Raw genomic sequence first — 12,914 nt, 5'->3', positions numbered from 1 at the left:
CTCATTCCCTACTTTGAGGAAAAGCCAGGCTGCTTTTCATCGGGGAAAGAGTTCAGCCAGACAACCAGAAAGGACAGCCCATGTCGCGCGTCGATCCGTTACAAACCTTTGTCTCGGTGGTCAGAGCCCGAAACTTTTCCAGTGCGGCAGAATCTCTTGGCGTAACCCCTTCGGCCGTCAGTAAGCAGATCAGCGCTCTTGAAGAACGCCTTGGCGTCCGACTGCTGAACCGGACAACCCGCTCGGTCAGCCCTACGGAGGCCGGCCAGATGTTCTACCAGCATTGCGAGAACATTCTCGATTCCATCACCGAAGCCGAAAAGCTGGTAACGGACTTCGACGATACGCCGAAAGGCCGGCTACGCATTACCGCGATGTCGAACTTCGGGCGCAAGGAGCTGGCTCGTATATTCAGCGATTTTTCTGATAAGTACCCGGATGTGAGCTTTGACCTTCACATTTCGGACCGTCCACTGGATATCGTAAAAGAAGGGTATGATTTTGCGCTGCGCATCGGCTCACTGGAAGATTCTCGCCTGATCGCCAAGCCAGTGGCTGAGCAACGCATCGTTATCTGCGCCTCTCCGGCTTACCTTGAGAGGTGGGGAACGCCGACCACGCTAGAGGAAGTGATGAGTCATCGTATTTTGGTGGTAGCAAACGCCGAGTACGCGCGGATCAATTGGCTACGCCAGTTCGAGAAAGAAAACAACTTCACCCTGGCCAATATCGAACGCAAACTCACCGTGAACGACATTGACCTGATCTACGAGGCTTGCCTGGCTGGCATGGGGATTACTGCCCTACCGACCTACGTGGCAGAGCGTCATATCCGCAATGGTGAATTAGTCCGCCTGTTCAGCGACATGGAAATCCCGGTGCGCACTATAAAGGTAGTGTTCCCGCAGAATCGCTATCTGGCGAACAAAAGTCGCGCTTTCCTGGACTTCCTTACGGCCTACTTTAACAACGGGTAATACTATTCAGTGACGGGAGTGACGTCCGGAGCACAGCGCTCATAAAAGACCGGGGGAACCCGGCTGATGCGGCGCTCATCGAAGTCAAAGAAAACGATGCCCGTCTTTGCCTTGGCCACGACTTTGTTCTGACTCTCATTGACGACAAGGTAAACGAAATCGCAGCCGTATTTGTTGAAATCAGTGATACCTACCTTGAAAGTCAGACGATCTGCCACAAATGATTCAGATACGAAGCTTACAACGATGTCAGTCACCATCAGGCCAACGCCGCCGATGTTGAACTCACTGAAGTCATGATCGTGAAGATACCGCAGACGTGCCTCGTGCAGTAACGAAATCATCCGGTCATTCCCAAGGTGATTACCGTAGTTAATGTCCGAGACGCGAACCGTCAGGTGTGTAGAAAAGGTAAAAACGTCGGGCAATTCAAGATTAACGCGTGCCACTGATGGCTCCTGTTGTCTTATATGGGTTACAAATTCGGCGTGAACCCGACGCTTCTTCACAAAACAACGGGGATTTACGTTGGTATCAGGCTCTCTGTTAGGGTCTACTATTAAGTATTAACGCATGTCCGGGCCTGACTGGACGAACGGCGCGCATGGTAGCGGCGCTGACTCATAAAGACAATCGCAGGAAACAAAGGATCAGGTAAAGCTATGATGCATACCGGCAAACGCCTTCTTCTCTCAGCCATCGCTGTCGTACTCACCCTCTCGGGAATCAGTGCGAATGCGACGATTCCTGAGATAAAACCCGGCACCCCGTTTACTCCACTGGAGCCAACGCGGGAAGAAGCGATCACAACGCAGCAGATCATGAGCAACCTGCTGCGAGGGCATTACGAGCGTAAGCGCCTGAATAACGATCTTTCGTCGGAAGTCCTGAATACCTTGCTGGATGACCTCGATGGCACCCACAGCTATTTCCTGGCGTCTGATATCGAAGAGTTTGAGCAATTCCGTAATCACCTCGACGAAGCCCTCAGCCGCGGTGATATGAAGCCTGCGTTCTATATCTACAATCGTTTTCAACAGCGTGTCAGTGAACGCTTGTCTTTTATGCTGACTGAGCTTGAGAGCAAAGCGAAAGGTTACGACTTCAAAAGCAAAGAAGTTCTGGAGCTGGATCGCGAAGAGACTCCATGGGCATCTACCAAGGCAGAACTCAACCAGCTCTGGCGTAAGCGCCTGAAGAACTCAATGCTGAACCTGCGCCTGGCAGGCAAAGAGGATGAAGACATCCTCGAGCTGCTCACCAAGCGCTATCAGAATCAGCTCAACCGAGTGCATCAGAGCAGACCGGTTGACGCGTACCAGACCTTTATGAACGCGGTTACCCGCACCTTTGATCCACACACTCAGTATTTCTCGCCGCGTAACTCTGAGAACTTCAACATCAATATGAGTCTGTCGCTGCAAGGCATAGGCGCAGTTCTGCAGACAGAAGACGAACACACCAAAGTGGTTCGCCTGGTACCGGGTGGCCCAGCCTCCAAAGCAGGCAACCTTGAACCGGAAGACAAGATCATCGGCGTTGCTCAGGGCGATGAGGACATGGTCGATGTGATCGGCTGGCGCCTTGATGAAGTTGTGGACCTGATCCGCGGGCCAAAAAGCTCGACAGTCCGCCTTGAGATCCTCAGCGGTGCCGTCGCCACAGCAGAGCCGAAAACGATTTCTATCGTCCGTGACGAGGTAAAACTGGAAGAACAGTCTGCGCAGAAAGAAGTGATCGAGATCCAGGACGGAAAAGAAACCCGCCGCATCGGTGTTATCGATATTCCGACCTTTTACATCGACTTCGAAGGCCGGATGAATAACCTGCCAGATTACCGCAGCACGACCCGCGATGTACGCCGCCTGGTCAATGAGCTTCTGGACGAAAAAATCGATGGTCTGATCATCGACCTTCGCAGTAATGGTGGCGGTTCACTGGAAGAAGCAATTAACCTGACAGGTCTGTTTATTCCGACTGGCCCAGTGGTTCAGGTACGTGGGGCACGCGGCGATGTCGATGTTCTGCGCGACCGCGACCCCGAAGTTCTGTATGCCGGCCCAATGACGGTACTGGTCAATCGTTTAAGCGCATCCGCCTCTGAGATTTTTGCCGGCGCCATTCAGGATTACGGCAGAGGTCTGGTCATCGGTGGACAGACCTTTGGTAAGGGGACGGTTCAATCACTGCGACCGCTGACCGAGGGCCAGCTGAAGATCACCCAGGCGAAATTTTACCGTGTGTCAGGTGACAGCACCCAGAACCAGGGCGTGATACCGGACATTATGTTCCCTTCGCTCTTTGATAAAGACAAAATCGGTGAGAGTGCGCTTGAGAAGGCACTACCGTGGGATACCATCAAGCCCGCACGCGAGACCAAGAGCAACCCAGTGCGCAGCAAACTCTCACGTCTAAAAGAACTGCATGAGGAACGTATCAGCGACAACCCGGACTTCATCTTCATCCGAGAGCAAAAAGCCTTAGTCTCTGAAATGCGGGATAAAACCCAGGTTTCTCTTAACGAAGAAGAGCGCAAAGCAGAACGGGAAGAGAACGACCGCCGACGCCTGGCACTTGAGAACAAGCGCCGCAAAGCGAAGGGCATGCCCGAGCTGGCTTCACTCGATGATCCAGAAGAAGACGAAAAGTCTGAAGAAGGTGAAGAAAAAGCTAAGTCGGACGACAAGGACGACGAAGAGCCTGACGCTATGCTGATTGAGACTGGCAATATCCTGCTCGATTACATGCGCATGTCATCCCCTGGGATGACTGCTCTGCGTTAAGTCACTCAGGCAACCAATAAAAACGGCGACCTAAGGTCGCCGTTTTTGTATCTGTGGTAATAGCATCAGCCCGCTACCAGCAGCTACCAGCCGAGCTCAGACTTCACAAAAGGAATCGTCAGTTTTCGCTTCTCTTTCAACGATGCCTGATCCAGTTGATCAAGTATCTGACACAGCCCTGCCATATCCCGCGGACCGCGGTTCATAATAAACACTGCAACATCATCAAGAAGATCAAAACCACGCTGACGAGCCCGTAGAATCAGAGCCTGTACCTTCTCTTCGTCCGATAGCGTCTCAACCTGGTAGGTGATCCCCCAGCTAAGTCGGGATACGAGATCCGGTAGTTTACCGCCTGCTTGCGACGGTGGAGCACTCGCGCCAATCAGCAAGTGGCTCTGGCGGTCGCGTATGCGGTTGTAGAGGTGAAAAAGCGCTTCTTCCCACTCCGCATCCCCCATGACTTCCTGCAGGTCGTCAATGGCGACCAGAGGCAGCTGATCGACGCCTTCGAGCATTCCCGGACCTATGTCTTTAAGCTCTGTAAGAGGAAGGTACATGCTTTGATGTCCGATCCCTTCTGCGTAATGGCACGCTGCCTGTAGAAGGTGACTGACTCCAGAGCCAGTAGCGCCCCACAGATAAATAAACGGCTCACCGGCGGTCGTCCACTGCCCTTGCAGAGCATCCCGGACCTGCTGGTTCACTCCGGGGTAAAAATTCGCGAACCGGGCGTCATCTCTGAGTGCGACCTGTAGGGTCAGCTGAGATGGCTCGTTGTTACGGACTTCAGCGCTGCCAGACATAGGCGACGCCCTCCTCGTTTGCCGTAATCTTCTTATCGAGTGCCATACTATCAAGCACCTGCGACCAGCTAGAGGTCAAATCAAGCGCAAGAGTGACCTCATCCCGGTCAGACGCCACGACTACAACATCCCTGACGGCGACATTCGCGCTCAGGTACTCGAGCAACGCGCGGTAATCAGCAAAGGTCGTCACACCAGTGACGCGAATCAATTCACTGTTATCTATTCCCGTGAGAGGAATGACCGCGTAGCGCTCTGACAGCTTTTCAGCAATCTCACCTGCGACGCCTGATGCCAGCAATTCAGGAGTGTCGGCCTGTACTGACAGGGAATGATGAATATCTGCGTGATTGATATAGCCAGTGAAACTGAACGAACTACCAAGGGCCATGATACGCCCTGCTACATAGCCATCACTGGAATAACGCGCGGCTGCGGAATTGATGTCTTCTTCAAAAAGTCCCCAGAGACTGGCAACAGGCAGAGCCATCTGATCTTCGAGATCCCAGGCTGGGAACATCCAGGGCAAGCCGCGGCTACGCATGGCATCATCAAATGCTGACTTCCACTGACTTTCTTCTGGCCCAACGACGGTACGCCCATCATCTGAGTTCACCGCCAGCCATATCTGGGTGCGTGGGCGTGAGCTACCCCAGACAGGCGCTGCGGCCCGCTCAAGTAACTTCTGCATCGGCCCGGCCATGAATGTGACGCTGAGCAACAGCTGCTCTTCACTGCCGCGCTCATAACGCAGGCTGCTCATATAACTCTGTGCATTGCCTTGTTCGCCCATTAAAACCGGGTTCTCGAGCACCTGCTCAGTCCCCGAAAGGCGCACTAACATGCGCTGAAAAGCACCGCCGATCGCATCACTGCGGCTTTCTTCTGTCTGATCTGCAACAGGAACCGCAACATCATAGAGGTTATTAACTGTCGCGGCGGAAGCTGAAACGCTTATGCAAAATATTGTTAGGAATGTCAGAAGACGCACTACTATTCCTCAGTCTTTCGTGTCCGCGGCTATTGTGCCACGAAGCCCGCCGATAAACAGTCTGCAGTTTGTTTTTATTTGCGGGATGCAGGATGGCGGACAAATCGTTAGAATACGCGCCTTTCATAAGCCACTACCTGTGACAGACGGCATGAGTGATCAAAAATCCCTGAGCTACAAAGACGCAGGCGTCGATATCGACGCTGGTAACGCACTGGTTGACCGCATCAAAGGCGTCGCCAAACGCACTCGCAGACCGGAGGTCATGGCTGGCCTTGGCGGCTTCGGTGCCCTCTTCGAGCTACCACAGGGCTATCGTCAGCCTGTGCTGGTCTCCGGAACCGATGGCGTGGGCACGAAACTGCGCCTTGCCATGGATCTTAACAAGCATGACACCATCGGTATCGATCTGGTTGCCATGTGTGTGAACGACCTCGTTGTCGCAGGTGCGGAGCCTCTGTTCTTCCTCGACTACTATGCAACCGGCAAACTGAACGTCGACGTGGCCGCTGCTGTGGTCGAAGGCATTGGTGAGGGCTGCGCCCAGGCTGGAGCGTCTCTGGTAGGCGGTGAGACCGCTGAGATGCCAGGCATGTATGAAGGCGAAGACTACGATCTTGCTGGCTTCTGCGTCGGTATCGCCGAAAAAGACGATCTGATTGACGGTACCAAGGTGCAGGCAGGCGATAAGCTGATCGCCCTTGCATCCAGCGGCCCTCACTCAAACGGTTATTCTCTGATCCGTAAGATCATTGAAGTATCCGATGCCGATCTGGCAGCTGACCTCGACGGCCAGCCTGTTGCTGATGCTCTGATGGCGCCAACAAAGATTTACGTTAAATCTCTTCTCAAGTTGATCAATGCTTCAGACGTCCACGCTCTGTCTCATATCACCGGCGGTGGTTTCCAGGAAAACATTCCGCGCGTCCTGCCAGAAGGCACCAAGGCTGTCATTGATACCAATAGCTGGCAATGGCCTGAAGTTTTCACCTGGTTGCAGAGTAACGGCAACGTGGAAACCCGCGAGATGTTCCGAACCTTCAACTGTGGTGTCGGCATGATCATCGCGCTACCAGAAGAGAAAGCAGACGCAGCCATCGCTCTTCTCAACGCCGAAGGTGAACAGTCGTGGATCATCGGTGAAATCCAGGAACTCAATGGCGATGAAGACGCTGTTCAGTTCACAGGAAACCGTGCATGAACGACGTAACGTCACGCTATCCTACTGGAGATGTAGAAAAGCCACGCATCGTTATTCTGATTTCAGGCAGTGGCAGCAATATGCTGACCATTGCCGATCAGGTGTTGAGTGGCGCAATCGATGCAGAAATCGCTGGCGTGATTTGTAACGAACCTGAGGCCGCGGGTGTGCAGAAAGCCCGCGACCGCGACCTGGATGTGAGTGTCATCGATCACCGTGGCTTCACTTCCAGAGAAGAGTTTGACGTCGCTCTGATGCGCACCATCGACGACTACCAACCTGACCTGGTCGTTCTCGCGGGCTTTATGAGAATCCTCACTCCCGATCTTGTGCGCCGCTATGAAGGCCGAATGCTCAATATTCACCCTTCTCTGCTGCCTAAATATCAGGGATTGCACACCCACCGCCGGGCACTCGAAGCTGGCGATGACCTGCATGGCGTCACGGTGCACTTTGTGACTGAAGTACTGGATGACGGCCCCAACGTTATTCAGGCGGTCGTACCGGTAATGGACGGCGATACCGAAGAAACTCTGCGGAAACGCGTCCAGCTTCAAGAGCATATTATTTATCCCATCGCTGTAAAATGGTTCGTCGAAGGCCGACTGGAGATGGTGTCAGGCCTCGCCACCTTCGATGGCAAACCAATGCCAGACACAGGTGTGAAACTGGAAGGATAATCCGAGGTCTCATAAGAGACCTTTCAACGACAGGACGGCACCATGATTCAAGGCCTACTCCGCAAGCAGCTGACCAGCGTACTGGTCGCCGTATGTGCCACCATCACACCTAATTCTGCAATATCAGATGAATCTAAAGCTCAGACTCCCCAAACACTAACGCCTTATTCTGTTGAGTACACAAGTGAGTACCGTATTGGGTGGTTCAGCTTCGATATCGACGCAACACGTACACTGGAACAACGCTCAGAGAACCTTTGGCGGGTAGACTTTGATGCAGAGGCAAGCATTGCATCACTGCGGGAGACCAGTGATTTCATCTATAAAGACAATCAGATTGTACCGGTCAACTACAGCTATCGTGCCTCGGGGATGATCGACGAACCCGACCGCACCCTGCACTTTGTTGCAGATGCCGAAAGCATTGAAGACCTCGAGAAAGACCGGAAGCGTGATGATCACTGGCAGGAAGGTATTCAGGACAACCTGACTTACATGCTGCAAGCTAGCATAGAGGTAGCGAAAGGTAATACAGAGTTCACCTTACCCGTTTTTGAAAAATCAAAAACGAAACCCTTCCGCTTCCGCGTAGTTGGAAAAGAAGAAATTAGAATCAAAGCGGGAACATTCGACGCGATTAAGATCGAGCAGGTACGCGACAGCAAGAAGCGAGAAGTGTATGCCTGGCTAGCCGATGCCCCTGGCTACCCACTGATCCGCTTGCGTGATAAAAAAGACGGTAAGCTCCGCTACCAGATTCAAGCGACTAAAGTACATTACCCGCAGCACAAGGCTGAACTTTCAGACAACAGTGCGCAATAACGAGGCCAAACAATGAGACTCAGCGATGTAGACATCGAACAGAAAATTGCCTCTGGCGATATCATCATCGACCCACCACCCGGGCATGATGCAATTGCTGGAATCAGTGTCGACCTGCGCCTGGATCACCGTTTTCGAGTGTTTAATAACAACTCGGTCACCCACCTGGACCTGTCGGGAGACCGCGATCAGCTCAACCGCGATATAGATCGTATCATGAGCAAAGAGATCGAGATCCCGAAGGATGAAGCCCTCTATATCCACCCCGGCGAGCTGATTCTGGGCGCCACTATGGAGTCTGTCAGTATTCCGGACAACCTCGTTGGCTGGCTCGATGGCCGCTCTTCACTCGCACGCCTCGGCCTGATGGTCCACGTAACCGCTGGCCGGATTGATCCAGGCTGGGAGGGACAGATCGTTCTCGAATTTTATAACAATGGCAAGCTTCCACTCGCGCTCAGGCCCGAAATGGTTATCTGTGCTATGTCATTCGAGACCTTGAGCAGCCCGGCTGAGCGTCCTTATAACAAACGAGAGAATGCAAAATATCGCGGCCAGAAAGGTGCGGTATTTTCACGAATAGCGAAGGATTGATATGAGTAAAACAATTCTGGTCACCGGTGGCGCTGGCTATATTGGAAGCCACACCTGCGTTGAACTGATCGAAGCCGGCTACAATGTGGTCGTGATCGACAACCTGAGTAATAGTTCACCTGAAGCCCTCAATCGTGTAGAAAAAATCACCGGAACAGCGCCTGTTTTCATTGAAGGTGATGTCCGTGATCCAGCGTTGTTAGCAAGTATCTTCAGCCAACACAGCATTGCGGCAGTCATTCACTTCGCTGGCCTGAAGGCCGTTGGGGAAAGCTGCCAGATGCCATTGGCATACTATGACAACAACCTCGGTAGCACTATCACTCTATGCCAGGAAATGGAGAAAGCCGGTGTAAAAAACCTGGTCTTCAGCTCCTCTGCAACCGTGTATGGCGATCCAGAAAAGCTTCCATTAACGGAAGACATGCCCTTGTCGGCGACCAACCCTTATGGACGCTCTAAGCTCATTATTGAAGAGATGCTCCGCGATCTGCCTGAAGCCGACCGCCTCACAGAAACTGAACAACCATGGGCCGTTATTCTGCTCAGGTACTTCAACCCTGTCGGAGCACATAAATCGGGGTTAATTGGCGAAGACCCGAAAGACATTCCCAACAATCTGATGCCTTACATTTCGCAGGTCGCGGTCGGCAGAAGAGAAAAGCTCTCGGTGTTTGGCGACGACTACGACACCATAGACGGCACAGGAGTACGTGATTACATTCACGTCGTGGATCTTGCAAAGGGTCACTTGAAAGCCGTTGACAACTTACTCAGTAGTAAAGCTGTAACTGGCGTAGAAGCGATTAATCTGGGCACAGGCAATGGCACCAGCGTGCTGCAACTTGTGAACACATTCTCTGAAGTCAACGACACGCCCGTACCGTACGAAATAGCCCCACGTCGCCCAGGAGACGTCGCAGCATGCTATGCAAACGCGACCAAGGCGAAGCAGATACTTCAATGGGAAACTGAGCTCGACATCGCCGCAATGGTAAAAGACACCTGGCACTGGCAGAGCTCCAACCCTAACGGATACTCTGAGTCGTAAAAACTCTATAAAAATCATAATTTTGCGCATTATTGTATTGACAGAAAAAAAGATCCTGACATAATGCGCACCACTTGCTTGATGTTCCCCGATAGCTCAGTCGGTAGAGCAGTAGACTGTTAATCTATTGGTCGCTGGTTCAAGTCCAGCTCGGGGAGCCACTTCTTTTTCCAAGGTCGGCGGCATGGTACAAGGACACGCGATTGACAGCTCCCTGCAGCCAGCGTCACTCTCTCGAAAATCTTTCCTGATACACAGCACTACCGTCCTTCTCGGGCTATTTATTTGTGCTTCGCTTATCACATCGGGTTCAGCCCTCTTTACCGGATTAAATCTAAAAGCACCTCAGTTTCTGAACGTGCTGTTTGGATCACTGATAGGCTATCTTATTTCGAGCGTTACTCTCCATAACCTGGGCAGATTCCCCGGGAATAGACCGCTGTCTTATATGATCCCGGTGCTTACGGTTTCTCTGCTATCTATTACTGCAGTTATCATATTCACGCGCATCGATTATTCACGCTCAGTTTTACTTCTGTCCTTGTGTGTAGTTCCAATCGTTACATATTCCGAATTCAAGCTCAGACAGCACTTGCAAACTGGACGCTATGCAGTTATTCCATTTGGGTTCTACCAGGAATTAATCAGGCTGAATCCATCCAAGTTCTATGCACTTGAAAAGCCATCGTTTACCGCCCCTGACACGATCGGCATCATTGTGGATAGCAATGAGCAGCTGCCTGCAGAATGGCAGCAATTCATTGCAGAAGAGCTCTCAAAAGACACTCCCGTAATGGATTCAGTAGCTGCCTACGAATCAATTTCAGGAAAAAGCCCTCTCGACCACTACGGCGAGCTTGCAGGACATGAGCTCCTGCCCTCGCAAGCTTACCTGACTGCGAAGCGTTTGCTTGAGTCGTCTCTCATACTAGCCACTTCACCTGTTACCGTGCCTTTCATCATCATAGTAGCCATAGCGGTAAAGTTAGAATCAAAGGGGCCAGCCTTCTTTGTACAGCGTAGAGTAGGCAAAGGTGGTCGTGAGTTCAGCATGTATAAAATCCGTAGTATGCGTACTGATTCTGAAGCGAACGGTGCTCAGTTCGCGGGCGAGGATGACCCACGAATTACACGTATAGGTAAATTTATACGAAAAATGCGGATTGATGAGCTGCCGCAGTTCCTGAATATTCTCAAAGGCGATATGGCCCTGATTGGCCCGCGCCCGGAGCAGGCTGCTTTCGTTAAGGAATTTGAAAAAGTTATTCCACTCTACAGCTTCCGACACATCGTCCGCCCCGGGATCACAGGATGGGCACAAGTCACACATGGCTACGCTGCCGATGAAGACGAGACACGGGAAAAACTTGCTCACGATTTTTACTATGTAAAAAACCTAAGCATTTGGCTGGACCTAGACATCGTCTTCAAGACGATAAAGACGATGTTGACCGGGTTTGGTGCCAGATGAGCCTCACGGTAACAAAGGGTGAAGAGCTTGTATCTATCATAATGCCAACCTACAACGCATCCAGCACAATTGAAGAATCTGTAAGATCCGTAATCAACCAAACTTATCAAAACTGGGAACTGTTAATTACCGACGATGCTTCCAGCGATAATACCACGCAGCTAATAGCCAACTTCGAAGATCCGCGAATTAAACTTGCCGTATCGAAAAAAAATTACGGAGCAGGGGTATCAAGAAACAACAGCATTGCTCGTGCCACCGGGCGCTATATAGCATTTCTTGACTCGGATGATCTTTGGGGGAAGGAAAAGCTATCAAAACAAATAAGTATTATGCAGCAGTACAACTACGCCTTTACATATACTTACTACCAAAAGTTTACATCAGAGAAATACGGTTCAGTAGTAAAAGCTCCTCCTATCGTTACTTATGACAAATTATTGGACTCAAACTGCATAGGGTGCCTCACGGCGGTATATGACCAATATATACTTGGCAAACATTACATGCCGACGATTAGGATGCGTCAAGATATGGCATTGTGGTTAACTCTACTGACACACATAGATCGTGCGTACTGCATCACTGAAAGCCTAGCCTACTACCGAACAGATACAGGGATGACAAAAAACAAGCTTTCAGCAGCGAGAGCACAGTGGGACTTATATACAAAAACCGTAGGCCTTTCGAAAAAACAAAGTTTAAGCCGAATGTTAAAGTATTCTGTTCATGGATTAATAAAAAAATTAAAGTAGTTTACCTCTAAAAATTTTTAGAAGGACATATAATGCCAATTTCGCGTCTATGCGTCGAATATTTTTAATCCAGAATAAAACAAATACCGCAATATAAACTCTGCTACCAAAAATATATTTAAAAGCAATAGCTCTGGATAACAATGATTCAAATGTGTCAATCTTGATCCCGCTGCTAATGGGAGGATGCGAACATATTGTCACAGGTTTGTATTTTAAGACTCCTCCATTAGCGAGAATTTTAGAAAGGAAAACAGGTTCATCACAACTTGGGTACTTAGCTCCTGCTCCCAACTCCTCTGGAAACAAAATTTCATATTTAATCAAGAATGCTCTATCACATGCAATTTCAATAGTACCAACCGATAAAATAGAAAACCTACTATGAGTAAATTCATAATTTTTAAAGTCTTTAGTATAGCCCTCAGCGGTTGACGATATTCTGAAAGTACAGGCGTCACACCCGACCATACTGCGAAGAAGAATACTAGTGACATTATCTTCGTATACGACGTCATCGTCACAAAATAAAACATAGTCCGAAGATGAATATTTAATTGCTAGATTTCTACTTTTTGTAACTCCATATTCATTCTGTTGAATATATTGAACATCATCTCTATCAGACAAATATTCTTTAACGTACCGAAAACTATTGGGATCCTGAGTTTGATGGACGATTATAATATTTCGATTTGAACAGAATCCCGGAAGGTTCTTCAATAATCCATCAATTCTCTCTTCAAAAGTAGAAAATAAAAAGTCTATAGAAGCCAAAGAATG

At 50.3% G+C, this 12,914-nt stretch carries 13 protein-coding genes and 1 tRNA gene; 10 read left to right on the top strand and 4 right to left on the bottom strand.

Features of this window, described 5'->3' with window-relative positions:
- The first annotated feature begins 80 nt into the window (after positions 1–80).
- Positions 81–977, top strand: coding sequence for a LysR family transcriptional regulator (locus tag BW941_RS11065; RefSeq protein ID WP_068434552.1), 897 nt, complete (start codon positions 81–83; stop codon positions 975–977).
- A 2-nt stretch (positions 978–979) separates the two neighbouring features.
- On the opposite strand, the gene BW941_RS11060 is transcribed toward BW941_RS11065, so the two are convergent.
- Positions 980–1,426: an acyl-CoA thioesterase gene (locus BW941_RS11060; RefSeq protein ID WP_076516072.1), complete on the bottom strand. Its 447-nt coding sequence runs from the start codon at positions 1,424–1,426 to the stop codon at positions 980–982.
- A 213-nt stretch (positions 1,427–1,639) separates the two neighbouring features.
- Between BW941_RS11060 and BW941_RS11055 the strand changes: the two genes are divergently transcribed.
- Complete coding sequence (locus BW941_RS11055; RefSeq protein ID WP_245820090.1) at positions 1,640–3,760, top strand: carboxy terminal-processing peptidase; 2,121 nt, start codon at positions 1,640–1,642, stop codon at positions 3,758–3,760.
- An 83-nt stretch (positions 3,761–3,843) separates the two neighbouring features.
- On the opposite strand, the gene hda is transcribed toward BW941_RS11055, so the two are convergent.
- On the bottom strand, positions 3,844–4,566 hold the full coding sequence (hda, locus tag BW941_RS11050) for a DnaA regulatory inactivator Hda (RefSeq protein ID WP_076516070.1): 723 nt from the start codon (positions 4,564–4,566) through the stop codon (positions 3,844–3,846).
- Complete coding sequence (locus tag BW941_RS11045; protein ID WP_076516068.1) at positions 4,550–5,557, bottom strand: DUF2066 domain-containing protein; 1,008 nt, start codon at positions 5,555–5,557, stop codon at positions 4,550–4,552. Before BW941_RS11045 ends, hda begins: the two co-directional genes overlap by 17 nt.
- Before the next feature lie 151 nt (positions 5,558–5,708).
- On the opposite strand from BW941_RS11045, the gene purM reads away from it, so the two are divergent.
- The 8 genes from purM to BW941_RS11005 all read left to right on the top strand — a co-directional run bounded on the left by purM (position 5,709) and on the right by BW941_RS11005 (position 12,131).
- Positions 5,709–6,758, top strand: coding sequence for a phosphoribosylformylglycinamidine cyclo-ligase (purM, locus tag BW941_RS11040; RefSeq protein WP_068434540.1), 1,050 nt, complete (start codon positions 5,709–5,711; stop codon positions 6,756–6,758).
- A complete protein-coding gene (gene purN / locus BW941_RS11035; protein WP_076516066.1) occupies positions 6,755–7,438 on the top strand; it encodes a phosphoribosylglycinamide formyltransferase in 684 nt (227 codons plus the stop codon). The genes purM and purN overlap by 4 nt, the downstream gene beginning before the upstream one ends.
- Positions 7,439–7,480: 42 nt before the next feature.
- A complete protein-coding gene (locus BW941_RS11030) occupies positions 7,481–8,260 on the top strand; it encodes a DUF3108 domain-containing protein (protein ID WP_076516064.1) in 780 nt (259 codons plus the stop codon).
- A gap of 12 nt (positions 8,261–8,272) precedes the next feature.
- Positions 8,273–8,854: a dCTP deaminase gene (gene dcd, locus BW941_RS11025; RefSeq protein ID WP_076516062.1), complete on the top strand. Its 582-nt coding sequence runs from the start codon at positions 8,273–8,275 to the stop codon at positions 8,852–8,854.
- Position 8,855: 1 nt separating this feature from the next.
- Positions 8,856–9,905, top strand: coding sequence for a UDP-glucose 4-epimerase GalE (gene galE, locus BW941_RS11020; protein ID WP_076516060.1), 1,050 nt, complete (start codon positions 8,856–8,858; stop codon positions 9,903–9,905).
- Between the two features lie 85 nt (positions 9,906–9,990).
- Positions 9,991–10,066: transfer RNA gene (locus BW941_RS11015), tRNA-Asn, on the top strand.
- 431 nt (positions 10,067–10,497) lie between these two features.
- Complete coding sequence (locus BW941_RS11010) at positions 10,498–11,376, top strand: sugar transferase (protein ID WP_217693592.1); 879 nt, start codon at positions 10,498–10,500, stop codon at positions 11,374–11,376.
- Positions 11,373–12,131 (top strand): glycosyltransferase family 2 protein, encoded by a 759-nt coding sequence (locus BW941_RS11005; protein WP_076516058.1) that lies wholly within the window; start codon positions 11,373–11,375, stop codon positions 12,129–12,131. Before BW941_RS11010 ends, BW941_RS11005 begins: the two co-directional genes overlap by 4 nt.
- Here the strand turns inward: BW941_RS11005 and BW941_RS11000 are convergent.
- Positions 12,123–12,908 carry a glycosyltransferase family A protein gene (locus BW941_RS11000; RefSeq protein ID WP_076516056.1) on the bottom strand — a complete coding sequence of 262 codons (786 nt, stop codon included), beginning with the start codon at positions 12,906–12,908 and terminating at the stop codon, positions 12,123–12,125. The two genes, BW941_RS11005 and BW941_RS11000, sit on opposite strands and share 9 nt — an antisense overlap.
- Positions 12,909–12,914: the final 6 nt, after the last annotated feature.

Source organism: Thalassolituus maritimus, from assembly GCF_900156675.1.
Lineage (GTDB): Bacteria > Pseudomonadota > Gammaproteobacteria > Pseudomonadales > Oceanobacteraceae > Thalassolituus > Thalassolituus maritimus.
The sequence above is the reverse complement of the archived record's forward strand: the minus strand, read 5'-3'. Positions and strand labels throughout refer to the sequence as shown.